Raw genomic sequence first — 26,674 nt, 5'->3', positions numbered from 1 at the left:
TGTCCGGCACGCTTAGGCGAGCAACTGTGCCCAATTGATCGAGCTGTTTTCGCCCAAGGTAAACCCTTTGCCGGTCAGGGCCAGGTTGGCGTTGTAAGCCGGATCCTGCGCGAACGCATCACTCCATTTCTCACGCAGTGCCGCCAGTGCTTCAGGAGCCTTTGGCAACTCATCGGTGTGCAGCACCTGCACCGACGGAGTCCAGACAGTGAGGAAACCGTTCTGACCAGCCTTGAGGCATAGATCGACATCGCTGAAACCATCAGCAAACGTCACTTCGTCCAAACCGCCGAGAGCGTTGAACAGCTCCTTGCGCACCATCAGGCAGACCTTCGACACGGCCGAGTAATTCTGCTCGACGGCCAAACGCTGCATATAACCCTCGGCATTGTGTTTCTCGCCAATGAAGGGTGAACCGACACCGCCGTTCAAGCCGAGGATCAACCCGGCCTGGGAAATCTTGCCATCGCGGTCGACCAATTTGGCGCCGACGATGCCCACTTCCGGACGTTGGGCCTGGTTGAGCAACGAGTCGATCCAGTTCGGGTTGACGACTTCGCTGTCGCCAGCCAGCAGCACCAGGTACTCACCCCGTGCCTGTTCGCTGGCAGCGTTATACAACGCCACTTCACCGAGCGTCTCACCGGCACGCAAGACATTGACTCTCGGATTGCGCAACTGGCCGAGCCAGTCGTTGACCGCCGCCGACTGATTCGGGTTGGCTGCCACCAAGACTTCATAGCGGCTGTAGCGGGTCCTGAGCAGCACGCCCTCCACGCAACGGCGCAACGCCGACAAATCATCACTGGCCGGCACAATGATCGACACCATTGGGAGTTCGGTATGACGATAATCGACCTGCCAGGTGCCTGGCAGCGACGAAGTGACCTTGGCCTTGTAGCCGCGATTACCCAAATGACGCAGCAGCGCCAGGCGCTCATGAGCATTCTCTTGCAGCGCAGCGGCCTGGGTGATCAGCAGCGGCTCGTCGAGATGTGCCAGGCCGTCGAGACCACCCTGCTCAATCAGGCGCAGCAACAGGTCAAATTCCAGCGCCTTGCTGAAATCGGCCTGATAACCGCCCGCCTCGAGGAACACGTCGCGTCGAATCAGCCAGTGGCGCGCCATCAGTGCTGGAGCGCTTTGCAGCAAATCAAGGTTGAAGCCGGGGCGGAACACATCCACCAGCGCGCCGTCTTCAGTACGCTGGATTTCATCGGTGGCCACCGCGCGAAGACCCGTGGCCGACATCAACTCAAGCCCGGCGCGCAACAGACCACCGGCAGTGAATTCATCGCCCACGCTGGCCAGCAGCAACCAGTCGCATGGAGATTGCGCGGCACTCTGGTTGAGTTTATCGACCAGATTGCCCGGTGTGACCCGGACGAAGTGCAAGGTGTTCTGCGCGGTGGTCGCCGTCTGTGGTTCACCCGTGGTGAAGACCACGATTTTGAAGGCCTTGCTGGCCCCTTCGACGAGGCTGTCGAGCGTCACTTGCAGCTTCTCAACGTTGTCGTCCAGATCCAGCAGGAAAATACCGAATTGTGGCCCGCCATCGTTCGCCGCCAGATGCGCGGCAATCGCTGCAGCCTGTTCGGCGTCCGGCTTGCGGGCTGCCATCCAGTCAAGCAAGCGACCTGAGCGCATCTTGTTGAAGACCGGGTAGTGATCGACGTTTGATACGGCCTCTAGACGCTTCGCCCACTCAGCCATTTCCTGCGCCTGATCCTCCTCGTCGAGCACTTGCAGTTGCTCGGCCAGACGCTTGACCACACGACGGTTGAATACGTTGCTGTCATGGGCCTGCCACAAACGGTCGACGACGCTCTCCGTCGTATCGTTATTGCGCGGCTGCAACAGGTACTCCTGCCGGGTCCATATGCCCTCAAGTTTTTCCAGTTGAATACGACCAGCCGGCATCGCATGCAGGAGAAACTCAAACTGAGTCAACAAATCAAAAAAACGCTGGTTGTAGAACGGCATTTCGACATATTGCCGTGGCCCGAATTTGCGCTCCGGCGCCTTGGTCAAGTGGTTCCAGTGCGATTCGAAAATCAGCTCGGCCGTCAATGCCCGCCCGGTGACCAGGCTGTCGGTCATGGCCGCGAAGCTTTCCAGGGCAAACGCCTTGCGCTGCGCCTGATCGAGATCGTTGATACCGGTCGGCAGCGAGGCAAGGAATTCAGCGAAGGCTTCACGCTCCGCTACCGATTTGGCATCGACATAGGACAGGGCGTGATACACCTCGGTGTTGTGGTCGGAGAAACCGACGTTGATCTCGCGCACGACATAAGGGATCGGCAGGATGCGCGCCTTGGAATTCGCCAGTAGATAATAGGTATGGCCGATTTCCTGCCATTCGAAACTGGTGCCCGCCGGCAATGCCGCGTACCAGTCCTGAATGATCGAGGTACGGCATACACCATAGAACGGCGGCACGTACTGGTGCATGAAGTCGAGAACCCGATCCTGGGCGCGCTCCGATGCATAGTCTTCGCAGATTTTTTTGTCGCGGCGGTAGTAACTGACGCTGCCGGCCAGCGCCAGGTACATCAGGCAATAGCCATGGCACAAACCGTAGTCGCGGTTCGCCTCCAGGAAGTTCACCGATTCGGCCAGCGACTCGTGCAGGATAAAGTCGTCGTCGGCAGCGAACACCATGTAGGGCGTGGTCAGTTGCGCAACGCCGTAGGTCAGCTTGGCCTGCATGCCCCAGTAGGCGAATTGCGGCAGATGCTGATAGTCGACGGCCGAAAAATCACCTTCCGGACGCTCGGGAGACGAGTCCAGTACCAGAACCTTGCAAGGCAGGCTGCTGTAGTACTGCAGCGCACGACGCAGAAACGCCGGGCGGTTGTGGGTGATCAGCACCACCGTCAGCAACTCGTTCAATGGCAGCTTTTGTTCAGAAACAGACTTGCCTTGCATAACTTCTCCCACGACCGGCGACACCGCCTGAAAAACGCTTTGATGATGGAACTGATTAACGAATCCGACGCAGATAGCCGTCCGACGCAACGGTGATCAGCAGCTTGTCTTGCATCGCTTGATCGATCTCGAAATCACGGTTTTCTTTCAGGAACGCCCAAACGGCAGTTTTCGGGTTGTCACCTGGCCCCCATGGACGATCCGGAAACGCATCGGCCGGCATGTCTTCAACCACGGTGTCCATGACGATGCAGTAGCTGTCCTGCGAAACCAGTGGTGCGTAGAGACGCAGTTCTTCGAGGACGTGGTCATGGGTGTGGTTGGAATCGAGCACCACGATGACTTTCTTGCCGGCAGCCGCCTGACGCACCTGCTCGACCACTGCCAGATCGAGGCTCGAGCCTTCGATCATGCTGATGCGCTTGATCATCGGATGGCTTTCGATGGCCTCGCGGTTGTGCGCACGAATGTCACGATCGATGCCCAGCACTTCACCGTGGCCCTGCAGTTCCAGCAGCGAGGCGTAGTAAATGATCGAACCGCCGTGGGCGATACCGCATTCGATCACCAGGTCCGGCTTTATGCGCCAGATCAGCTCCTGCATCGCCATCATGTCTTGCGGCAATTGAATGATCGGACGGCCCATCCACGAGAAGTGGTAGGTGTATTTGTGCTTGGCCGACTGGTTGTAGAACTCTTGGGCCAGCGCCTTCAAGTCCTTGTCCTGGCCTTGGGCAATCACTTCGGCCTGGCACTCCGCCTCGAAGGCTTTGATTACGTTATCGCTCATTGTCCGGTCTCACTGAAAAGTCATTTGATAGTCACGCCTGGAGGTGCATCAGTGGGTGCGCTGCGCCTCGAGTAACTGTTGTAATCGGTCGACCACTGCCCAGAACGCCAAGGGCTCGTGCGTCGGGTAGGGGTAATGCCCCAGATTCAAATCGATCGAAGCGCCGCGCTCGCGCAGGCGTTGTTCGACCAGTGCCCTGACTGAAATCGGCTGGCCGCTGGCGCAATTGATCACGCCGTTGAAGTCGCGTTTTTGCACGATCGCGGCGAGGTTCTCGGCAGCCGTTTCGATGGCCAGAAAATCACGCAACTGCTCGCCGGCCGACATGTTGAACGTGGACTCACCGGCATCGATTGCACGGTCCAGCGCCGCCAGCAAACTGTTGGGGTTCTGCCCTTCGCCATGCAGATAAAACAGGCGCGCCCACTGCAAGGTGAACGGTTGTTCCTGCTGCAGGTTTTGCAAAAACAGGTGCAAGGTGTGCTTGGCCAGACCGTAAGGATTGCTCGGCTGTGGCTCAGTGCTTTCGCTGAGCGGGCCGCTTTGCATGCCGTATTCAAAACAGGTGCCGGTGACCAGCACCTGCTGCACGCCCGCCTCAACCGCGCTTTTGATAAAGCGGTAATCGGCCATCAGGTTGTGTTCGAAATGGAACAGCGCCCGATAGTTCGGCAAGCCCGGCCAAGCCAGATGCGCCAGCGTATCGATGTCTTTTACCAGTGCTGCGACATCCAGATCAGGCGCGTGAACATCGGCGCTGACGAAGTCGACGTCGTTGATCCACGGCATGCCTTGCGCGGTTTGCGCATTGCGCGCCACCGCGCGGACTTCGCAGCCACGCGCCAGCAAGGCGGCAACCAGATGCCGGCCAACAAAACCGGTAGCGCCAGTGACCAGAACCTTCACAGCACTTTCAACTCAGGCACGGCGATCACGAAGCGGCCGTCCCACTGACGCACTTGCGCCAGTTGCTGACTGACTTCGTGCAGCAGGTTCCACGGCAAAACCAGCACGTAATCCGGTTTTTCGAGTTCGATCTGCGCCGGCGCAACAATCGGAATGCGGCTGCCCGGCAGGAACTTGCCCTGCTTGTGCGGGTTGGCATCAGCCACCCATGCCAACAGGTCGGGTTTGACCCCGGCGTAGTTGAGCAAGGTGTTGCCCTTGGCTGCTGCGCCATAGCCGACCACACGTTTGCCGTCAGCCTTGGCCTGCAACAGGAAGCGCAGCAGTTCGTGCTTGATGCGTTCAGCGGCGGGCGCAAGGGTTGCGTAGTACTCGGCGGTTTTCACCCCGGCATCCAGTTCGGCTTGCAACTGTTGCTGCACCGCTGACTGAACCGGGCGACGCTCGCCGTCCTTGCGCTGGACGAACACGCGTAACGAACCGCCGTGGGTGGTCAACTGGCTGACGTCGAAGACTTCCAGATCATTGCGCTCGCACAGCGTCTGCACGGCGGTCAGCGACAGGTAGGAGTAGTGCTCGTGATACAGCGTGTCGAACTGCGCGCCAGCCATCAGCGTCAGCAATTGCGGAAATTCAAACGTGGCCACGCCGCTCGGCTTGAGCAGCGCGGCGAAACCGCCGAGGAAATCGTTGATGTCCGGCACATGGGCGAGCACGTTGTTGGCCGCCATCAGATCAGCGCCCCAACCTTCGCTGTTCAGCTGTGCGGCGGTGTCGCGACCGAAGAACAGTTCGCGGATTTCCAAGCCTTTCTCGCGAGCCGCTTGCGCAGTGCTACGGGTCGGCTCGACGCCCAGGCACGGGATGCCGCGACCGGCGACGTATTGCAACAGGTAACCATCGTTGGCAGCGACCTCGACTACGCGGCTTTCGGCAGTCAGGCCAAAGCGCTCAACCATCTCGGCAACATAGCGCTCGGCGTGAGCCAGCCAGGTGCTGGAGAACGAACTGAAATAGGCATACTCGGCGTCAAACAGGCTGTCGGCGCTGGTGTAATCCTCGGTCTGGACCAGCCAGCATTGCTGACATACGGCGACCTTGAGCGGCACCCATTGCTCAGCCTGTTCGAGGCGATCGGCGTGGACGTAGGCGTTGGACGGTGGCGAGGTGCCGAGGTCAATCAGCGGCAGGCTCAGCGGTGCGGCGCACCCACGGCAGTTCATAGACGCACTCCAGCAAAGTGTTGATCAAGCGCGGGATGGCTGGAATCCCGCGCTGACAAATTATTGACAGGCAACGGCCAGGCGATCGCCAGCCGTGGATCGTTCACCGACAAACCGCCCTCGTGCTCCGGCGCGTAATCGGCGCTGTGCAGGTAGAGCAATTCGGCGTCTTCGGTGAGGGTCTGGAAACCGTGGGCGAACCCGGCCGGGATCAACAGGCTGCGGCCATCGCCGGCCTTCAGGTGTTCGGCATGCCAGTGCAAAAAGGTTTCCGAATCCGGACGCAAATCCACCACCACGTCCCACACTTCTCCGCGCAGACAGGTGATCAGTTTGGCTTCCGGCGCTTTGGCGTTCTGATAATGCAGACCGCGCACACTGCCCTTCTCGCGAGTGCAGGAATGGTTGATCTGGCGGATATGGAATTCGCTGCCGAACGCACTCAGGCTGCCTTCGCAGAACAGCCGGGCGAAGTGCCCGCGCTGGTCTTCAAAACGTTTGTGCTGGACGCTGAACAATCCGGCCAGCGGCATAGCCTTCAGGGAAAATTCGCTCACAGCACGCCTCGGTACAGGTCCAATTGACCGAGGGTGACGGCGCGCATGTCATCGCCGTTCTGCCAGGCCAGGTGCCAGTCGAGGGTCTGGGCCAGGCATTGCTGCAGGGTCCAGCGCGGTTGCCAGCCAAGCAGTTGGCGCGCGCGGCTGCTGTCCAGACGCAACAGGCCGGCTTCGTGCAGTTCGCTTTTTTCAATGCGCAAACCACGCGCCTGCGGCCAGCGGCTGGCGAGCAATTCGACCACTTCGCCGACGCTGCACATGTCCGCCTCGCCCGGGCCGAAGTTCCACGCCCCGGCGTATTCCGGGCCTTCTTCGTAGAGGCCGACGGCCAGTTGCAGGTAACCGGCCAGCGGCTCCAGCGCGTGCTGCCACGGGCGCACGGCTTGCGGGTAACGCAGGGTCACTGGCTCGTCTGCCGTCCACGCTTTCAGTACGTCGGGGATCAGTCGCTCAGGGGCAAAATCACCGCCGCCCAAGACATTGCCGGCACGCGCCGTGGCCAGGGCCAGACCGTGTTCGGCGTACTTGTCCGCCGAGAAGAATGACGCGGCATAAGACTGCGCGAGCAGTTCACAGCAGGCCTTGCTGCTGCTGTAAGGATCGTGGCCACCGAGGGCTTCGTCTTCGCGGTACGGCCACAGCCATTCCTTGTTGGCGTAAACCTTGTCGGTGGTGACCAGCACGCAGGCGCGCACGCAACCGACCTGACGAATCGCTTCAAGCAGGTTCAGCGTGCCCATGACGTTGCTGGAATAAGTGCCGAGCGGATCGCGATAGCCTTCGCGCACCAACGGCTGCGCGGCCAGGTGCAAAACGATCTCCGGCTCGGTGTCGGCGATGATTTCCAGCAAGGCGCCGAGATCACGCAGATCACCGCGCTGATCGTTGATGCCTTCGTGCACGCGGGCCAGTTCGAACAGGCTCGGCTCGGTCGACGGATCGAGGGAAAAACCGCTGACTTGCGCGCCGAGGCTTTGCAGCCACAGGGTCAGCCAACTGCCCTTGAAACCGGTGTGACCGGTGATGAGAACGCGTTTGCCGCGCCAGAAATCCGCACTCAGGCCCATTGCTTCCATGGGGCCTCCCCGCTCTGCCACAGCGCTTCGAGGTGGTTCTTGTCGCGCAGGGTGTCCATGGGTTGCCAGAAACCATCGTGTTCGAAAGCCTTGAGCTGCTCATCCTGGGCCAGACGCGCCAATGGCTCGGCTTCCCACGTGGTTTCATCGCCAGCAATGTACGGCAGCACTTTCGGCGACAGCACGAAGAAACCGCCATTGATCCAGCCACCATCACCACGGGGTTTTTCGGTGAAACCGAGGACCTGATCGCCCTGGCGCTCAAGGGCACCGTAGCGTCCCGGCGGTTGCACGGCCGTCACGGTCGCAAGACGGCCGTGCGCCTTGTGGTAATCGACCAACTGACGAATGTTCAGATCGGACACGCCGTCGCCGTAGGTGAAGCAGAACGCCTCTTCATCCTTGAGGTAACGGCCGGCACGCAGCAGACGGCCACCGGTCATGGTTTCCTCGCCGGTGTCGATGAGCGTGACGCTCCACGGTTCGCTGTAGTTCTGGTGCACGTCCATGCGGTTTTCACGCATGTTGAAGGTGACGTCGGAGGTGTGCAGGAAGTAGTTGGCGAAGAAGTCCTTGATCGCGTAACCCTTGTAGCCAAGGCAGATCACGAAGTCGTGGATTCCGTGGGCGGAATACTGCTTCATGATGTGCCAGAGAATTGGCTTGCCGCCGATCTCGATCATCGGTTTGGGCTTGAGGTGCGACTCTTCACTGATGCGCGTGCCGAGGCCACCCGCCAAAATAACTGCCTTCATCGTCTCCCCTCTCGTACGTCACCGGGCTGCGCAGAGCTTTCTTGAGCTGTGCGGGCCATCTGGCTCAACCTTTTACCGCTCCGGGCGCCGGTGGGATGACCGCGAGCGCTCGTTTTATGGCGATTTACCGGGGACTTGCAGGAAACGCGCCAGCTCGATGAGTCCCGTGAAGACCGGGCTGCAAGGTAAAAAAAAGGGCAAATATGATGAGAATTATCAGGTTCGCCCTCCATGACTACACCTTCAATCCCGTTGCAGGATCGACAGTGTTCGATTCAGCGATCAACCAAACATGGCAAACGCATCGCTATTGGCTGGCAGGTTGATGATTTGCCCGTTCGCCGTTTGAATTTGCTCAATGGTATCGAAGCCGGCGAACCAGCCCTTGAGCTGCACACCTTCCTGCGGCGTCGTGCCCGGTGCGAAACTCGAGCGATGCAGATAAAGATCATCACCGACACGATCAATCAACAGTTCTGAACTGCTGATATACGACAGCACGAGTTTGTCCTCGCGGCTCGCGCCGTCATCCTGGATGGTCACAAGCCCCGGGGTGCCGATTGTGTAAAGGTCGTCATCCTCGCCACCGTTGGCAAAACCGCTGGACTTCAACACCAGTTGATCTTTCCCCGCCCCGCCAAACAATACAAAGCCCAAGCCTGTACCGGTCAGCAGGTCACCATCCTCGCCACCGTCTGCCATGCCGTGAACCACGGTGATGACATCGCCACCGGCCTCGCCATACACGCGGCTTCCTACATCATTGCTTGCCGTGAAAATGGTGTCGTTGCCTTTGCCGCCATACATTGTGTCGGCCTGCGGCCCGTTGACCTGTCCGTCGAGGGAGAACGGCCCGATCGAGGAAACCAGTCCGCCGTAGAGGTAATCGTTGCCGTCACCACCGTAGATGATGTCATCCCCCAATCCACCTTCCAGGTAGTTGATGCCAGCATCGCCGGTCAGGCTGTCATTGAGGTGACTGCCCACGACACGCTCGATATTGCGTAATACATCGCCTTGCGCATCGCCACCCTCGTTGATATTGGTCAACAGGTTGATGGTCACCCCGCTGGTGCTGGTGATGTACATCGCCGTATCTTGTCCCTCGCGACCATCGATTACATCCGCACCCAAGCCTCCGATGAAAACATCAGCGAGTCGAGAACCTGACAACGTGTCATCGAAGTGGCTGCCCTGAAAGAATTCGATGCTGGCGAAAGTGTCGCCCGCGGCTTCTCCAGAGTTGATATTGCTGATCAGGTCGAGGGTGATCCCAGCGTCCGAAAACTCGTAACTGATCAGGTCCTGACCGGTGCCACCGTCAACGCCCATAGCGGCGGCGCCACCGTAGAAGATGTCGTCGAGGCCCGAACCGCTAGTGATGACGTTATCGCGGCGAACGATAAAAAACTACGAATGTGTTGATATCGACAGGAAAGGATCGCAACTTGAGCCGCTGCAAAAAAATGTATTGGGGTTGATACAAAGACGAATACACGACGCAAAAAAAAACAGGTGACTGCATAAGTCGCCTGTTTTTTAGGTAGCCGGAGCTGATCGATCAATCCGCCAGCCAGCCATGTTCCCAGTAACGCAGGTTATCGCCGCGCAAGATGTAGTCGCGCAGCACGACCTCACGCAACTCGTCGCCCATGCGATAGCTGGCGTCCGGATCGGCCAGGTGCATGCGAATTGCCTGCAGCCATTCTTCCGTGGAGTTGGTCTTGACCCGCGTACACGGCAGGTAGCCGCGATAGGCCTCAGTGTCGGTGCAGATTACCGGGAAACCGCAGGCACCGTACTCAAGCAGACGCAGGTTGCTTTTGCAGTCGTTGAAAATGTGGAATTCCAGCGGCGCCAGAGCCAGATCAAGATTGAGGCTGGCCAGTTTTGCCGGGTACGCGTCGAGGGCGATGACGCCGTGGAACTCATGCATGTAAGGGCGCAGGTCGTCCGGGCACATGCCAAAAAATACCCAGTCGACTTCATCCGCCAGCTCGCGCACGACATCAGCGATCACCGCCAGGTCACCATGGTGACTGGTGCCGCCGCCCCAACCGACTCGCGGCTTTTTCGAGGTCCGGCGCTGGCCGCGCAGGTTGCTCCAGAACTCCTTCGCCAACATGTTCGGCACGACACGGATGTCGTGATGCATGTCCGACAAGGCGTTGGCCAATGGCTGAGTCGAGACCACGACGCGGTCGCACATGCCGATCGCACGGCGAACAATACGCTCCATTTCATACTTGTCCGGCATGTTGCGGATATGCGCATTGCGATGGGGAACATCAATGACGTAGTCGTCAAGCTCATAGATGCTGCGGGCATTGAAGTAGCTGCACAGCACCGGCATTTCGTTGACCGACGACACGGTGTAACGCCCTTGCAGAACGATTACATCAGGTGACAGACGCTCGATTTCAACAATCGGTGGCAGGTTCACGCTGTAGCGGATCTGCCCCTGCACCCGCCCTGCCGCTTCGAGCTCGATCAGCGGTTGCGTGACACGATAGTGACCGATCGCGGAGGCGTTGAGCGGCAACCCGAGAATCTTCGGCATGGTGCTATTGCTGAAAGGACTCCAGCCGGTGCGCAGCCCTGGCTCGAGCGTGAAGCTCGAACCGGTGTGCTTTTGCAGCGAAAGATTGTGATTGTAGGCAGGGTCGCGGGCAATGACCGGCAGCCAGCGCTTGAAGAACGTTTCTTCCTGCTGATTATGCGAGACCCCTTCTTCGTTGATGACCTCCTCGACTGGCTGCGCGCCCAGCGCCAGCACCGCATAGGGAGTCCACACCACGAGATAACCCTGCTGGGCTACGCGTAGCGCCAGGTCCACTTCATGCAACATACGCGGCAGACTCTGCTCATCCAGGCCGTCAACCGCATCGAACACCGACTTGCGCACCATCAGGCAATCGGCGCCGACGGCGCTCAGATCCTGAACCACCTGTAAGCGGAACATGTAGCCGGACGACTGCATGGCCTGACCATAGAACGGCAGGCCGGCCGGCCCCTGCAAACCCAGCACCAGCCCCGCATGCAACACATAGCCATCAGGATTGAAGAGCTTGGCACCGACAATGCCGACTTCCGGACGCTGGGCGTGATTGAGCAACTCGTCGAGCCAGTCACCCTGAGTGATCACGGTGTAGGGGTTGAGCAGCAAAACGTATTCGCCCCTCGCCTGACCTACGGCAAAGTTGCGCAGTGCGGCGAGGTTACCCTGTTGCGGGTAGGACAGCACGCGTACGCGTTCACTGCCCAATTGCGCCATACCGTCCAGCCAGGCACGGGCCTCGGCGGTCTCGCTGCCGTTGTCGACCAGCAACAGCTCGTACTCGCTGTACGCGGTTTTTTCCAGCAGGCTTTCGACGCAGCGTTGCAACGCCGCAATCTGGTCGCGCGTGGAAATGATGATGGAGACCAACGGCCGATGGGCATGCCGGTAATCGACTCGATTGAGCAACTCGACGCTGCCGCGTCGCAGACCGTGGGCGATCCCCATACGATCCAGATGCGCCGACAGCAAGCGCGCGTTGTGTTCCGTCACGGCGGGCAGCGACAACCACTGCGCCAGGTCGAAGGACGACTCGATGGCAATCTCGGCCAGATGCCCAACCACCTGAGTGCCCTGCTCTTCAACCATTCGCCAGAGCATGTCGTGAGGCGCGAGCTCAGTGAAGGTCGAATCGAAGCCGCCGAGTGTCAGAAAAGTCTCGCGCCGGAACGCCAGCGCGCGACCGACATAAGGGTAGGAGCGCATCAGATCCAGGTTGAAGTCGGGCTTGAATGCCGGCTCCACCGACTCCCCCGCACGCAAGCTGCCTTCATCGCTGTACAGACAATGCAAGGCGCTGTTGAAGGCGATGCGTTCGGCCAACATCAGCAGGGCCGGAGGCACCAGACGATCACCCGCGCGCAGCAGATAAAACCAGTCAGCGCCATCCAGTTGCGGCAGCAGCTGGTTGATCTGTTGCAGATAATCGTCCTGCAACGGCAAATGGAACACACGCCCATTCAATACCGGCTCAGTGCAATCGCTGGACAACACCAGCGTCAACTCAGGTGGATAGACCTGTGCGGCAAGACTTTCCAGCGTGCGCTCCAGCGCCGCAGGACTGCCCTGCTCATCCAGCACGATGGGCACGATTCGCGGCGTGTACGACCAGCCTGCCAGAGTGTCCGGCAGCAATCTGCTCTGGACGTCGCTGAGCCTGCGGCACGCCAGCCATTGCGCATAGAGTTCGGAGAAGCTCTGGCTGTCAGCACCCACTTGCCAGATCTGGGCGCTCTGTTTGGTACCGAGCGTTCGGCTCAGCGGCAGCTCTATCCAGACCCGGGGGGACTCATCCGCATTGGGCAATGGCACATAACGCGCCCACCCTTTCGCTGGCGCCGACTCTCCGCTGCGCGCCTTGAGCATTTGCAGCAGCCATTGCCGCTCGACGACCAAAGCATCCTTCATGACTTGCTGGCCACTCAGGCGATCCGGATACAGACGTTCAACACTTAACACATGATTGGAGATCACCGCGTTGCCGCGTCGTAGCAAACACACGAACAAGGCGAAATCGAGGCTCGCGACAAAACGATGCTCCGGCTGAGTCAGCGCCGGCAGTAACTCGACAACGTCAGCGCGACGGAACAGGGCATTACTGAAACCACCGAGGAGGTTCGACGGGAACGTCTCGAAGAGCGCCAGCAGATCCTCACCCTTGAACAGGCCACTGATCGGAGACAGTGGCGTGTTTTCCAGCCGTGAAGGCAGCACCATGTCGTCAGCATCCCAGAACAAACGCTGGGCCAGCACCAGGTTGACCTCGTCACGTTCAGCGAGCACTTTGGCCTGATGCTCGATGCAGCTGGTAAACAGCTGATCGTCATCGCACAAAAACTTGATGAATTCGCCCTGAGCCTGATCCAGGCAGGCCTGCAGATTGCCGACCAGTCCCAAGGTGTGCGGGTTGCGCACGTAACGCACCGCCACCCCGCTCAGCTCGATCAACGCTGCGACAATGGCTTCAATTTCATCACCACGACTGTCATCGCAGACAATGATTTCAAGATTGCCGTAACCCTGACTGACGGCGCTGCGCAATGCCCGCTCGAAGAAGCGCGGGTTGAAGGCAGGAATGACAAGGCTGACGAGGGGAAGTGAATTCACGGCGGACTCGCAAGCGGCGGGAACCCGCCCGGAATTGCGAGCCCTCTGAAACCGCGAAAAAAGATATTGGAAAACTCAAGAGCCGAAGCTCCGGGCGCTTGCGCGCCCGTCACCTTCAGATCTTGTTGAACAGACCCAGCTGGCTGATCTTGCTGAACGCCAGTTGCGCAGCCTGCAACATGGTTTGCTGCAAGGTCAGGCGGGTCATGACTTCGGCCGGATCCGAATCGCGGATCGAGCCTTGCGTCGTGGTGTTGGCGGTGCTCAGGCTGTCGTTGGTAACGCTTTGCATGTCCAGCGACTGGCCACGGGCGCCGATCGATGTGACTGCGGTGCCAATCTGGTTGGTCGCAGCATCGATGTTGCCGATACCGGCTTCCATGGCGCCCTGCAGTTTTTGCTTGGCGACCGGATCGCCATCGATTGGCGTGTTCAGCGCGTTGATCATCTGGCCCAGGGTGTCGAGCACGTTCTGGGTCTGGTGGTTGTTCGGCTGAATCGAAAATTGATCGCCGGCGGCCGGAGTGTTGCCCAGGGCGAATGTCACGCCGGCTGCCGTCGCATTGCCACCGACCACAGTGCCCGAGGATACAGGCTTGCTGTCTGCGGTGACCGGCGCCGCGTAAAGGTCAAACGCAGTGGCGCTGGTGAATTTGAGGACCGCCCCGCCCTGTGGGAATGCCGCGTTGTAGGCCGCCTGATCGGTGATGCTGGAACCGGTGATCACCGCCGTCGACGTATTGCCCGGGTTACGCGAGGTGTTGAACGTATCCGGTGACACTGCCAATTGAAAGCTGTGCCCGGCAATGACTGCGTCCGGGTTGGTGTCACCCGCTTTCAGGTTGATGTTCAGCTGCATGTCGACGCCACGGAAGCTGAAGCTCTGGTTGGCGCCACTGGTGTTGCTGATCACACCGTTCTTGCTCGCCTCAGCGGTCACGTCATTACCCAGCGCATCAGTGATTTGCATCTGCGTGCTGCTGACGAAACTGACGGTATACGGCTGGCCACTGGTGAACTTGGCGTTGTAGGTCGCTTCAGTGCCAATCGTACCGTTGGACAGCACGACACGGCCGTCATCCACCGCTGGAGCAGTCTGGGTAACGTTGGTGCGGGCGGTGTTGATGGTCTGCTGGAATGCATCCCAACCGGTGGTGTTGGTGCCGACCGACAGGCCATCGCCAATGCCCAGATTGATGGTGGTCTGATCACCATTGTAGGTGTAGGTGCCGTCGCCGTTTTGCGAGTACGGGGCCGTGTCGGTTTTTGAACCGGAGAACAGATAGTTGCCGTTGGCATCCTTGGAGTTCATCAGGCCCAGCACTTGTTTCTGGATCTCGCCCAGTTCCGAGGCGTAAGCCTGGCGGTCCTTGTCGGTGATCGTGCCGTTGTTGGCGGCCAGGGACAGTTCCTTGGCACGCGACAACGCCGTGGTGATCGCATCCAGCGTGGATTCCTGAACGGTCAACGCACTTTTGGTGGTGCTGATATTGGTGGTGTACTGGTCAAGCATCGCAGCCTGCTGACCCAACTGCAGCAAACGCCCGGCGCCGAGCGGATCATCGGACGCATTGGTGATGCGCTGCAGGCTGCTCGCCTCGCTGGCGGTGGCAACGGCCTTGTTGAAGTTACGCTGATAGTCCGACGCTTGCGTGCCGTAATACTGGGCGGTGGAAATGCGCATGAATTACGACTCCTTAAAGGCTGTTGATCAGCGTGGCGAAAGTTTCCTGCGCAGCTTTGATGATCTGCGAAGACGCTGTGTAGTACTGCTGATATTTGACCAGGTTGCCGGTTTCTTCATCGAGGTTGACCCCGGACAGCGAATCGCGGGCGCCCTTGGCGTTATCCAGAATCGCTGTCGTGGCGGCGCTGTCGGACTTGCCTTGGGCAGTCTTGGTGCCGACGTTGGTCACCAGTTTGTTGTAGGCGTCGGTCAGGCTGATGCCCTTGCTCGCCGAACCGGTGTCGACGGTCTGCTTGGTTTGCAGGCCGACCAATGCTTGCGCGTTTCGGTTGTCCGAAGACGCCGCGCCGGTGAGGTTCATGGTGAAGGTTTCGCCGGACTTCGGCGTGCCGCCGACCGTGGTCTGTACGGTGAAGGTCTTCTGCACGTTCGGCGTGACGGTGGTGTCCATCACTGGGTTGCCGCTGGCATCGACGATGCCGACTTTCAGGTTCAGCGTGTTCGACTGGCCGGGCACGATGGTGCCGGTGCCGATAGTCGCGCCCTTGGCATCGACCAGGTTGTACGACTGGCTGCCGCCGCTGGCTGCACCGAACACCAGTTTGACCGGCGTCGAATTCTTCAGCGCCGCCTGCATGTCAGCCTGGGCCGTCGAGCTGTAGATATTGATCGTGTCGCTCAGCGTCGGCTGAGTGTAAGTCCCCAGGCCGGCAGCGCTGGCCGTGCCGGTCAATGGACCTGCCGCAGCGATTTTCTTCGGGTCGGTGAGGACCGTCTGGATGCTCGCGGCCGCGCCACGGGTCGGGGTGATCTTGAAGCTGTCACCGGCGCTCAACGCACCACCATTGAGGGCGAGGCTGAAGCCGTCGATCACCGGAGGCGGGTTGGTGGTGGTGCTGAACGCACCCAGGTCGGTGCCGTCGGAACGCTTGACGGTGTAGTCGGTGGCGCTGGTGAAGGTGACCTGATAATCGCTGGTGGTCAGCTTGCCAGAGTCCTTGATAGTGACATCAAGGTTGCCCGAACCGGTGCTGTTGCCAGCCGCCGCGATGCTGCGCTGACTGATCAGGGCGGCACTGTTGATGTTGTTGAAAATCGCCGCGCCGAAGTCACCGTTCTTGTCGATGCCCTGGGCTTGCTGGCTGTTGATCTGGTCAGCGACCACCAAGGCCACGCGGCCCAGCTCGTTGAGCGAAGGGTCGAGGACTTCCTTGCGATAGGTCAGCAGGCCGCCGATTTCGCCACCGCTGATCACCGAGGTGATGTCGATGGTGCTCGAACCGCGATCCATCTGAATGCCCATGCGCGAAGGGTCATCCTTCATCGGCACGGTGCTCAGGGTGTTGGTGGTGTTGCCGATCACCAGCGGCTGGCCGCTGCCGACGTAGATGTCGAAGCTGGTGCCACGCTCGACAACCTGCGCACCGGTCAGCTCGGACAATTGGCGCACGGCTTCGTTACGCGAATCGAGCAGATCGTTCGGCGCGCCACCACTGGTGGAGATCTCGCCGATCTTCTGGTTCAGGTTGGCGATCGAAGTGGCCAGCTTGTTCACCTGAGCCGCCATGTCGGCGAGGCTGCCGTTGATGGTGGTGTTCTGGTCGTTGAGCTGCTTGGCGATGGTGTTGAAACGATTGGTCAATGCCTGCGCGCCGGTCAGTACCGATTGACGGGAAGTGTCATCGGTCGCCGAGGTCGAAACACCCTGCATCGAGGTGAAGAATTTTTGCAGCACGCCGGTCAGGCCGGTGTTGGTGTCCGACAGCATCGAGTCCAGCGGCGTGGCTTGTGCCAGGAACGAGGCCGACTCGCTATCGAGCGACGTCGCGGTGTGCAACTGGGTTTCCAGGTACGAGTTGTAGACCCGACGCACGTCGGCCAGGGTGGTGCCCGTGCCGATGAAGACGGTGCCGAACTGCTGCGAGGACTTGGTGCCCTGCACGGTTTGCTGACGCGAATAACCGGCGGTGTCGACGTTGGCAATGTTGTTGCCTGTCGTAGCCAAAGAGGACTGACTGGCCGACAGTCCCGACATCCCGATATTGAGCAAACTCATGGTTCAGACCTTATACCTTGTGCCTTATAAAGGCGTGGTGGATACACCCGCCGCAGCGTAGTTTTGGAAACTGTTCATCTGCTTGGCTATCTGCGAAATCTTTGTCGCGTAGTTCGGGTCGGTGGCGTAACCGGCCTTCTGCAACTCACGCACAAACTGTTCTGGGTTATCGGCAGACTTCAGCACATCTTGATAGCGATTATTGCTCTGCAGCAAAGTCACCAGATCGTGGAAGCTGTCCTTGTACGAGGCGTAGGAGCGGAACTCGGCCGTCTCCTTGACCATCTGCCCATCGCGGAACTCGCTGGTGATCGCCCGGGCCGAATCGCCCTTCCAGTTGCTGCTCGCCTTGATGCCGAACAGGTTGTGACTGCTGCTGCCATCCTGGGCGCGCATGACCGATTTGCCCCAACCGGTTTCCAGTGCTGCCTGAGCCACCAGATACCGTGGATCGACGCCGATACGGTCGGCGGCTTCCTTGGCCATCGGCAGCATGGTGTTGACGAATTCGTCGGCAGAACTGAAGGCTTTCTTCGCCGGCGCCAACGGAATTTGTGCCATGGCTCGGCCGTAAACCTGCATCTGTCCGCCGGCCGCTTTTTCGTTCTCGGCGCGGGCCAGCCAGTCACCGTTGTACAGCGGACCAGAGCCAGTCGCGACGGCAGTCGTGGCGCGCGGCAACAAGGTATTCGCGGCAGGCGTCGCGTTTGTCGTGGCCGACGGCACCAAACCGGCGAGCAGACGATCAGCCAGTTTCGGCGGCAGAGCCAAGCGACGCTTGTTGATCATCGCCATGTCATTGCTGTGGGAAACGTCGGCGCTGTTCGACACACGATCCGAACGCGACGCCCACAGCGGACGCTCGCCATTGACTCGCGACAACGGGCCATTGGTGGCGGTGGTGCCGGCGGCAATCGGAGTGGCCACGGCAGCGGCTTTCGCCCGGGCTTCTTCCTGCTTGGCGGCGGATGCGGCAGCAGCCTCACCCGGGGCCATCGGTTTGTTCTTCTGCATCTGGCGCAACAGCACGTCAGCCAGGCCGATACCACCGCCCTCGCGGGACATCGAAACGGCCATCTGCTGGTCAGCCATTTCCTGATACTGCTTGGCGGCCGGCGTGTTGAGCGGGTTGTCCTGACCGAGGGTCTCAGTGGCCGAGCGCATCGACTTGAGCATTTCCCCGATGAACAGCGACTCGAATTCCTGCGCAACCTTGCGCATATTCGCATCACTGTTCTTGTCGCCGACCTTGAGCTGATTCAGACGATTGAGGTCGGAGTACGAACCCGAATCCCCGGTGTCGACCAGACTGCCTTTGCGCATATCCATGTCTGCCGTCCTCAGATCACGATCAGGTCGGCTTGCAACGCGCCGGCCTGCTTCAGTGCTTCGAGGATCGCCATCAAGTCACCTGGCGCCGCGCCGACCTGGTTCACCGCACGCACGATCTCGTCGAGGGTGGTGCCCGGGCCGAACTTGAACATCGGTTTGGCTTCCTGCTCGGCATTGACGCGCGAGCGAGGCACCACAGCGGTCTGGCCGTTGGACAACGGGCCTGGCTGGCTGACAATCGGGTCTTCGGTGATGGTCACGGTCAGGCTGCCGTGGGTCACGGCGGCCGGCGAAACCTTGACGTTCTGGCCGATGACGATAGTGCCGGTTCGCGAGTTGATGATGACTTTCGCCACCGCCTGACCCGGATCAACTTCGAGGTTTTCGAGGATCGACAAGTAGTCAACGCGCTGGCTCGGATCGAGCGGCGCGGTGACACGGATCGAGCCGCCGTCGATGGCTTGGGCGACGCCAGGGCCGAGCATGTCGTTGATCTTGTCGACGATGCGCTTGGCCGTGGTGAAGTCGGAGCGATTCAGGTTCAGCGTCAGGCTGTTGCCCTGGTTGAAACCGCTCGGCACCGAACGCTCCACCGACGCACCGCCGGGGATGCGACCGGCCGACGGAACGTTGACGGTGATCTTCGAACCGTCGCGACCTTCGGCGTCAAAACCGCCGACCACCAGGTTGCCCTGAGCGATGGCGTAGACGTTGCCGTCGATACCCTTGAGCGGGGTCAGCAACAGTGTGCCGCCGCGCAGGCTCTTGGAGTTACCGATCGAGGAAACAGTGATATCGACCTGCTGACCCGGTTTGGCAAACGCCGGCAAGTCGGCACTGATCGACACCGCTGCGACGTTCTTCAGCTGCACGTTGCCCGAGCCCGGCGGCACTTTGATGCCGAACTGCGACAGCATGTTGTTGAAGGTCTGCAGGGTGAACGGGGTTTGCGTCGTCTGGTCACCGGTGCCATTAAGCCCGACCACCAGGCCGTAACCGATCAACTGGTTGGAACGCACGCCGGAGATGCTGGCGATGTCTTTCAGCCGCTCGGCGTGGGCACCAAAAGCTGCGGACATCATCGCCGCAGCGAGCATGAGGCTCTTGAAGTTCAACGTAGCCACCTAGAAAGGGAACAGCGGGCTGAGGAAGAAACGGTCGAACCAGCCTGGCTGACTCGTATCGGCAAACGCGCCGGTACCCGAGTAGGTGATGCGTGCATCGGCGACCCGGGTCGACGACACGGTGTTGTCCGTGGCGATGTCATCGGCGCGCACCAGGCCGGCGATGCGAACCAGTTCGTCACCGGTGTTCAGCGTTAGCCACTTCTCGCCGCGCACGGCGATGATGCCGTTGGGCAGCACGTCAGCGACGGTCACGGTGATCGAACCGGTCAGGCTGTTGCTCTGCCCCGACTTGGCGTCGCCCTTGGTCGAACGGTCGGCGCTGTAGCCGGCGTTCAGGCTCAGGTCATTGCTGCCGATCGGGTTGTTCGTCGTCAGACTGGAACCGAATAACGACGTCAGGCCGATCTTGTTATCGCTGTTCTTGTCCATTTGCGAGTTGGCGTTCTTGCTTGCCTGGGTGCGCTCGTTCAGGGTGATGGTGATGATGTCACCGACCCGGAACGCCTTGCGGTCGCTGTACAGGTTCTGTTCGAAACCGGCCTGATAGATCGAGCCGTTATTGGCCGCCGACGGCAACGGCGTGCGCGGCAACACCGGAGCGTAGTAAGGGTCATTAGGCTTGGGCGTCGGTGCGACGCAGCCCGCGAGCGAGACGACCCCACCCAATGCCAGAACAGATACAAAGCGTTTCATGACCCTACCTCACGGTGTTGCAGGCAGCCTCATGGCTGCCACATAGACTTGATTACAGATTCTGCGTTACGAACGAGAGCATCTGGTCGGCGGTGGAGATCACCTTGGAGTTCATCTCATAAGCGCGCTGAGTGGTGATCATGTTGACCATCTCTTCAACGGTGCTGACGTTGGAACCTTCCAGGGTGTTCTGCAGCGTGGTGCCGAAACCGTTCAGGCCCGGGGTGCCGATTTGCGGCGCGCCGGAAGCAGCGGTTTCCAGGAACAGGTTGTTGCCCACCGCTTGCAGACCGGCCGGGTTGATGAAGTCGGCGGTTTGCAGGTTACCGATCACCTGCGCGGCAGGGTTGCCCGGCACGGTGATGGACACGGTGCCATCGGTGCCGACGGTGAAGCTCTGCGCGTTGTTCGGGATAACGATGGCCGGCTCCAGCGCGAAACCGCTGGCGTTGACGATCTGGCCATTGGAGTCGAGGTGGAAGGTACCGTCACGGGTGTAAGACGTGGTGCCGTCCGGCTGCAGGATCTGGAAGAAACCGCGACCGTCGATGGCCATGTCCAGCGGCTGCTCGGTGGTTTGCAGGCTGCCGGCGGTGAAGTTTTTCTGCGTGCCGACGATGCGCACACCGGTACCCAGTTGCAGACCCGACGGCAGTTCGCTGTCCTGAGTCGACTGGGCGCCAGGCTGACGCTTGATCTGATACAGCAGGTCCTGGAACTCGGCGCGGTCACGTTTGAAACCCGTGGTCGATACGTTCGCCAGGTTGTTGGAAATGGTGGTCAGGTTGGTGTCCTGGGCGGACAGACCGGTTTTGGCAACCCATAGAGCCGGAAGCATTCGATTCTCCTCGTGCGCCTGTTTTACGGCGCGACGTTCTGATAATTAGCTGATCTGCAAGACCCGAGCCATGGCCTGGTCGTCGTCTTTGGCGGTGTTCATCATCTTGACGTGCAATTCGAACTGCTTGGCCAGGGCCAGCACCGACGTCATTTCTTCCACGGCATTGACGTTGCTCGACTCAAGGAAACCCGACACCAGTTTGACGTTGGCGTCGGCCTGCGCAGGCTGGCCGTCCTTGGTGTAGATCGAGCCGTCGAGGCCCTTGTTCATGTTCTTGATGTCCGGGTTGACCAGTTTGATCCGGTCGACTTCCGCCATGACGCGCGGGCCTTCGCCCATCGCACGAATACTGATGGTGCCGTCTTCGCCGACTTCGACCTGTTGCTCTGGCGGCACGGCAATCGGCCCGCCATTGCCCATCACGGCCATGCCGTTGCCGGCACGCAGCACGCCGAGGGCGTCGACATTGAGGCTGCCGGTGCGCACGTAGCTTTCACCGCCGCTAGGGTTCTGCACGGCGATATAGCCGTTGCCGGTCACGGCGACGTCGAGGTCACGACCGGTCTGCACCAGCGAGCCTGGGGTGAAGTCGGTGGCAGGCCGTTCGCTCATGGCAAACGCACGCGCCGGAAACACGTCACCGAACACCGGCATCGAACGCGCCTGCTCCAGGTCGCGCTGAAAACCGTTGGTGGAGATGTTCGCCAGGTTGTTGGCATGCGCCTTTTGCGCCAGTGCGTTCTGGCTGGCGCCGGTCATTGCCACATAAAGGTACTTGTCCACACTCTTTCCTCTGCATGCCGGACGTTTGCCGCCCACCGCTGTACTGCTGAGCCATAAGCAATTTGCAGACCAACTTTTTTCTGGCGGCGCGGGGCCCGGTAAACAAAGGACTTGGGGGATGTTGCGGGGGAATTGGAAATGTATCGAAGTCGAAAAACCGGCGGTGTTATGCCGCTTGGCGGCAATCCCGGCGAATGATCGTAATGATCGTTCCCACGCTCCGCGTGGGAATGCCTCAATGGACGCTCTGCGTCCGCTCTGGGACGCGGAGCGTCCCGGGCTGCATTCCCACGCAGAGCGTGGGAACGATCACGTGCTGCCCGGGTCTTTGCCGACTTCATATTCACGCAGTTTGTTGGCAATGGTGGTGTGCGAAACCCCCAACCGCTTGCCCAACTGCCGACTGCTCGGGTGTTCGGAATACAAGCGCTCCAGCACCGCCTTCTCAAAGCGCCCGACGATCTCGTCCAGCCCACCTTCCAGAGAAAAATCGCCAAGCGGCTGACGCACGCCGTAATCCGGCAGGCGAATATGTTCGGCCTTCACCGTGCCGCCATCACACAGCGACACGGCCTGGAACAGCACGTTCTCCAGTTGCCGCACGTTGCCCGGCCAGTGGTAATGACTGAGCCGCTCCATCGCCGCCGGCGCCAGTTTTGGCAGCGAACAACCGATCTGCCGACTGGCCTGATCGAGGAAGTGCTCAACCAGCGGCGTCAAACCGTCGAGGCATTCGCGCAGTGGCGGAATGTGCAGGGACAGCACGTTCAAGCGGTGATACAAATCCTGACGAAACTCACCGCGCGCGCACAGCTCGGACAGATCCACCTGGGTCGCGCAGATCACCCGCACGTCCAGATAAACCTCTTCATCACTGCCGACCCGACGGAAGCAACCGTCCTGCAGAAAGCGCAACAGTTTCACCTGCAAGCGCGGGCTCATTTCACCGACGCCATCAAGGAACAACGTGCCACCGGCGGTCAGCTCCAGCAGCCCGAGCTTGCCTTCGGCGCGCGCACCTTCAAACGCGCCGGGGCCGTAGCCGAACAGCTCAGTTTCAGCCATCGATTCCGGCAGCCCTGCGCAATTGAGCGCCATCAACGGCGATTGGCCGCGCGGACTGGCGAGGTGACAGGCGCGCGCCAGCAATTCCTTGCCGGTGCCGGTTTCGCCTTCTATCAATAGCGGTGCGTCGAGTGGTGCCATCCGCCGCGCTTCGCGCACCACGGCAGCCATGACTTTCGAACTCTGGAAAATGCTGTCGAAGCCGCGCAACTCCTGCTTGCGCACGTTGTAGATGCGCTCGCCGACGCGGTCGGCGCGATGCAATGTCAGCACGGCGCCGGCCATGGCTTCGCTGTCATCGTGCTCCGATTGCAGCGGCGCGATGTCGGCAAGAAAGACGTCACCCTTGACCTTGACGCGCATGCCGTTGATCCGCGACTTGTTGGCGCGCACCAGTTCCGGCAAGTCGAAATCTTCGGCGTAGCGCGACAACGGAATCCCCGGCACCTCGTCGACCCGCACGCCGAGCAGCTGCGCCGCCGCGCGGTTGGCCGCGACAATCGAGCCGCCCATGTCGATCGACAACACCGGAAACTCCAGTGCACCGAGCAAGGCGTTCAATTCCATGTGCCGACGCTCGCTCGGCATCAGCCCTACCCGCTTGACGCCGAAGACCCCGGCAATCGCCTCGAACTTCGGCCGCAGCGCCTGGAACTGAATGTTGATCAGGTTCGGGCAGTGCAGGTAGATCGCATTGCCATGCTCGCCACCGACTTCGCCGCGCGCGACGTTGATCCCGTATTCCACAAGCAGATTGAGAATGTCGCGCAGGATGCCGATGCGGTTTTGGCAGTGGACTTTGATGCGCATAAAAAAGGGTCCGGCAAATTGGAAATTGAACACATCCAATGTGGGAGCGAGCTTGCTCGCGAAGGCGGTTTGTCTGACACATGAACATTGAGTGTGGCCGACGCTTTCGCGAGCAAGCTCGCTCCCACAGGGATTGCGGTGCACGCGGACGCGACTTTCTGTCGAGGCGCGCAGATAGTTGTCAAGATTATGTGACAGTAGTCAACCTTTTCAATCCCGCCAATGACCGCAAATGCGAGATACCGCCGAAAGCGTAACGATTACTTTACGAAATCCCCAGAAAATTCCTACGCACACCTCCTTCACACCCCTGCACACCACCACAGTCTCGGGTGATTCTGAGTTCATCGCTGGACATAACAAGAACGAATTCCCCTAGCAGGAGAGCAGTATGAAGCAGACGCAATACGTGGCCCGCGAGCCCGATGCGCAAGGTTTTATCGACTACCCCGCCGAAGAACACGCGGTGTGGAACACGCTGATCACTCGCCAGTTGAAAGTGATCGAAGGGCGTGCCTGCCAGGAGTATCTGGACGGTATCGAGAAACTCGGTCTGCCCCACGACCGCATTCCGCAACTCGGCGAGATCAACAAGGTGCTCGGCGAGACCACCGGTTGGCAGGTCGCCCGCGTGCCGGCGCTGATTCCCTTCCAGACCTTTTTTGAATTGCTCGCCAGCAAGCAGTTTCCCGTCGCAACCTTTATCCGCACCCGGGAAGAGCTGGACTACCTGCAAGAGCCGGATATTTTCCACGAGATCTTTGGCCACTGCCCGCTGCTGACCAACCCGTGGTTCGCCGAATTCACCCACACCTACGGCAAGCTCGGCCTGCAAGCGACCAAGGAAGAGCGCGTGTACCTGGCGCGCCTGTACTGGATGACCATCGAGTTCGGTCTGGTCGACACCCCGCAAGGCAAACGCATCTACGGCGGCGGCATTCTGTCTTCGCCCAAAGAGACTGTTTATTCGCTGTCGGACGAGCCCGAGCATCAGGCTTTCGACCCGCTCGAAGCGATGCGCACACCGTACCGCATCGACATTCTGCAACCGCTGTACTTCGTCCTGCCGAACCTCAAGCGTCTGTTCGACGTGGCTCATGAAGACATCATGGCCATGGTTCGCCAAGGCATGCAGCTGGGTCTGCACGCACCGAAATTTCCGCCAAAGCCGAAAGCGGCCTGAGCAGAACCCGCTCGCGACTTGCGCGCAAAGATAGTAATTTCCAACAAGAATCGAATTCAGGAACCGACCATGTCCACTTTGAACCAAGCCCACTGCGAAGCCTGCCGCGCCGATGCGCCACAAGTCAGCGACGAAGAACTGCCGATCCTGATCAAGCAGATCCCTGACTGGAACATCGAAGTCCGCGACAGCATCATGCAGCTGGAGAAAGTTTTCCTGTTCAAGAACTTCAAGCACGCACTGGCGTTTACCAACGCCGTCGGCGAAATCTCCGAGGCCGAAGGTCACCACCCGGGCCTGCTGACCGAGTGGGGCAAAGTCACCGTGACCTGGTGGAGCCACTCGATCAAAGGCCTGCACCGCAACGACTTCATCATGGCCGCGCGCACTGACGAAGTGGCCAAGACTGCAGAAGGACGCAAGTAATGCACTTCGACGCCATCGGCCGGGTCCCCGGCGACCCGATCCTCGGCTTGATGGAGGCGTATGCGCAGGACAGCAACCCGCGCAAATTCGACCTGGGCGTTGGCGTCTACAAGGACGCCCAAAGCCTGACGCCGATCCCGGAAGCGGTGAAAATCGCCGAAGCGCGCCTCGTCGAAAGTCAGGACACCAAGACTTACATCGGTGGCCACGGCAACCCATTGTTCGGCAAGGTCATTAACGAGTTGGTGCTCGGCGCTGACTCGAAACTGATCGCAGAACAACGTGCCGGCGCCACCCAGACGCCAGGCGGCACCGGTGCCCTGCGTCTGGCCGCCGACTTCATCGCCCAATGCCTGCCGGGCAAAGGCGTGTGGCTGAGCAACCCGACCTGGCCGATCCACGAAACCATTTTCGCCGCGGCCGGGGTCAAGGTCAGTCACTACCCGTACGTCGGCAGCGACAACCGCCTCGACGTCGACGCCATGCTCGCCGTGCTCAACGAAGTGCCGAAAGGTGATGTGGTGTTGCTGCACGCGTGCTGCCACAACCCGACCGGCTTCGACTTGAACCACGACGACTGGCAGCGCGTGCTCGACGTGGTGCACGCCCGCAATCTGCTGCCGCTGATCGACTTTGCCTACCAGGGCTTTGGCGATGGTCTGGAGCAGGATGCGTGGTCGACCCGGTTGTTCGCGAATGAAGTGCCAGAGTTGCTGATCACCAGCTCCTGCTCGAAGAACTTTGGTCTGTACCGCGACCGCACCGGTGCGCTGATCGTCTGCGCGAAAACTGCCGACAAGCTCATCGACATCCGCAGCCAACTGGCCAACATCGCCCGCAACCTGTGGTCGACGCCACCGGATCACGGCGCGGCAGTGGTCGCGACCATCCTCGCCGACCCGGAGCTGAAAGCGCGCTGGGCCGATGAAGTGGAAGCCATGCGTTTGCGTATTGCGCAACTGCGCAGCGGCCTGGTCGAAGCGCTGGAGCCGCACGGTTTGCGCGAGCGTTTTGCGCATATCGGTGTGCAGCGCGGCATGTTCTCTTACACCGGCCTGTCGCCGGAGCAAGTGAAACAACTGCGCGAGCATCACAGCGTGTACATGGTCAGCTCGGGCCGGGCCAATGTTGCCGGCATCGACGCCACGCGGCTTGCGCTGCTGGCCGAAGCCATCGCCAGCGTCTGCAAGTAATACCGCAACCCCGTAGGAGCTGCCGAAGGCTGCGATCTTTTGATCTTGTTTCTAAAGCAGGATCAAAAGATCGCAG

At 60.2% G+C, this 26,674-nt stretch carries 20 protein-coding genes; 3 read left to right on the top strand and 17 right to left on the bottom strand.

Annotated elements, in window-relative coordinates:
- Positions 1-12 precede the first annotated feature (12 nt).
- From EJA71_RS10635 to EJA71_RS10555, 17 genes are all read right to left on the bottom strand, one after another.
- Positions 13-2,928, bottom strand: a complete 2,916-nt coding sequence (locus tag EJA71_RS10635) for a TIGR00180 family glycosyltransferase (RefSeq protein ID WP_158956650.1) — start codon at positions 2,926-2,928, stop codon at positions 13-15.
- Positions 2,929-2,983: 55 nt separating this feature from the next.
- Positions 2,984-3,718, bottom strand: coding sequence for a cephalosporin hydroxylase family protein (locus EJA71_RS10630; RefSeq protein ID WP_158956648.1), 735 nt, complete (start codon positions 3,716-3,718; stop codon positions 2,984-2,986).
- Positions 3,719-3,766: 48 nt separating this feature from the next.
- A complete protein-coding gene (locus EJA71_RS10625; protein ID WP_158956646.1) occupies positions 3,767-4,624 on the bottom strand; it encodes an NAD(P)-dependent oxidoreductase in 858 nt (285 codons plus the stop codon).
- Entirely contained in the window at positions 4,621-5,847 is a 1,227-nt protein-coding gene (locus EJA71_RS10620; RefSeq protein WP_158956644.1) for a class I SAM-dependent methyltransferase, read from the bottom strand. The genes EJA71_RS10625 and EJA71_RS10620 overlap by 4 nt, the downstream gene beginning before the upstream one ends.
- Positions 5,844-6,404, bottom strand: a complete 561-nt coding sequence (locus EJA71_RS10615; protein WP_158956642.1) for a dTDP-4-dehydrorhamnose 3,5-epimerase family protein — start codon at positions 6,402-6,404, stop codon at positions 5,844-5,846. The genes EJA71_RS10620 and EJA71_RS10615 overlap by 4 nt, the downstream gene beginning before the upstream one ends.
- Positions 6,401-7,483: a CDP-glucose 4,6-dehydratase gene (rfbG, locus tag EJA71_RS10610; RefSeq protein WP_158956640.1), complete on the bottom strand. Its 1,083-nt coding sequence runs from the start codon at positions 7,481-7,483 to the stop codon at positions 6,401-6,403. The genes EJA71_RS10615 and rfbG overlap by 4 nt, the downstream gene beginning before the upstream one ends.
- On the bottom strand, positions 7,465-8,238 hold the full coding sequence (rfbF, locus tag EJA71_RS10605) for a glucose-1-phosphate cytidylyltransferase (protein WP_034153269.1): 774 nt from the start codon (positions 8,236-8,238) through the stop codon (positions 7,465-7,467). Before rfbF ends, rfbG begins: the two co-directional genes overlap by 19 nt.
- A 282-nt stretch (positions 8,239-8,520) precedes the next feature.
- Positions 8,521-9,570: a calcium-binding protein gene (locus EJA71_RS10600; RefSeq protein WP_158956638.1), complete on the bottom strand. Its 1,050-nt coding sequence runs from the start codon at positions 9,568-9,570 to the stop codon at positions 8,521-8,523.
- 229 nt (positions 9,571-9,799) lie between these two features.
- Positions 9,800-13,402: a glycosyltransferase gene (locus EJA71_RS10595; RefSeq protein ID WP_158956636.1), complete on the bottom strand. Its 3,603-nt coding sequence runs from the start codon at positions 13,400-13,402 to the stop codon at positions 9,800-9,802.
- A 115-nt stretch (positions 13,403-13,517) separates the two neighbouring features.
- Complete coding sequence (locus EJA71_RS10590; protein WP_158956634.1) at positions 13,518-15,086, bottom strand: flagellar hook-associated protein 3; 1,569 nt, start codon at positions 15,084-15,086, stop codon at positions 13,518-13,520.
- Positions 15,087-15,099: 13 nt separating this feature from the next.
- Complete coding sequence (gene flgK / locus EJA71_RS10585) at positions 15,100-17,145, bottom strand: flagellar hook-associated protein FlgK (RefSeq protein WP_158956632.1); 2,046 nt, start codon at positions 17,143-17,145, stop codon at positions 15,100-15,102.
- Between the two features lie 24 nt (positions 17,146-17,169).
- Positions 17,170-18,474 carry a flagellar assembly peptidoglycan hydrolase FlgJ gene (gene flgJ, locus EJA71_RS10580; RefSeq protein WP_158956630.1) on the bottom strand — a complete coding sequence of 435 codons (1,305 nt, stop codon included), beginning with the start codon at positions 18,472-18,474 and terminating at the stop codon, positions 17,170-17,172.
- Between the two features lie 11 nt (positions 18,475-18,485).
- Positions 18,486-19,574, bottom strand: coding sequence for a flagellar basal body P-ring protein FlgI (locus EJA71_RS10575; RefSeq protein ID WP_163005196.1), 1,089 nt, complete (start codon positions 19,572-19,574; stop codon positions 18,486-18,488).
- Positions 19,575-19,601: 27 nt separating this feature from the next.
- Complete coding sequence (flgH, locus tag EJA71_RS10570) at positions 19,602-20,297, bottom strand: flagellar basal body L-ring protein FlgH (RefSeq protein WP_122593339.1); 696 nt, start codon at positions 20,295-20,297, stop codon at positions 19,602-19,604.
- A 52-nt stretch (positions 20,298-20,349) separates the two neighbouring features.
- Positions 20,350-21,135, bottom strand: coding sequence for a flagellar basal-body rod protein FlgG (flgG, locus tag EJA71_RS10565; protein ID WP_003222804.1), 786 nt, complete (start codon positions 21,133-21,135; stop codon positions 20,350-20,352).
- 45 nt (positions 21,136-21,180) lie between these two features.
- Positions 21,181-21,921: a flagellar basal body rod protein FlgF gene (locus tag EJA71_RS10560; RefSeq protein WP_158956628.1), complete on the bottom strand. Its 741-nt coding sequence runs from the start codon at positions 21,919-21,921 to the stop codon at positions 21,181-21,183.
- A 309-nt stretch (positions 21,922-22,230) separates the two neighbouring features.
- Positions 22,231-23,796, bottom strand: coding sequence for a sigma-54-dependent transcriptional regulator (locus tag EJA71_RS10555; protein WP_158956626.1), 1,566 nt, complete (start codon positions 23,794-23,796; stop codon positions 22,231-22,233).
- A gap of 391 nt (positions 23,797-24,187) precedes the next feature.
- Here EJA71_RS10555 and phhA point away from each other — a divergent pair, with 391 nt between their 5' ends.
- The 3 genes from phhA (at position 24,188) to EJA71_RS10540 (ending at position 26,598) form a co-directional block, all read left to right on the top strand.
- Positions 24,188-24,979: a phenylalanine 4-monooxygenase gene (gene phhA, locus EJA71_RS10550; RefSeq protein ID WP_007965510.1), complete on the top strand. Its 792-nt coding sequence runs from the start codon at positions 24,188-24,190 to the stop codon at positions 24,977-24,979.
- A 69-nt stretch (positions 24,980-25,048) separates the two neighbouring features.
- Entirely contained in the window at positions 25,049-25,405 is a 357-nt protein-coding gene (locus tag EJA71_RS10545) for a 4a-hydroxytetrahydrobiopterin dehydratase (RefSeq protein ID WP_003222798.1), read from the top strand.
- Positions 25,405-26,598, top strand: coding sequence for an amino acid aminotransferase (locus tag EJA71_RS10540; RefSeq protein ID WP_158956624.1), 1,194 nt, complete (start codon positions 25,405-25,407; stop codon positions 26,596-26,598). The genes EJA71_RS10545 and EJA71_RS10540 overlap by 1 nt, the downstream gene beginning before the upstream one ends.
- Positions 26,599-26,674: the final 76 nt, after the last annotated feature.

This window comes from Pseudomonas sp. PB106 (assembly GCF_009764645.1).
Classification (GTDB): domain Bacteria; phylum Pseudomonadota; class Gammaproteobacteria; order Pseudomonadales; family Pseudomonadaceae; genus Aquipseudomonas.
This window is presented reverse-complemented; position numbering and strand designations above follow the sequence as displayed.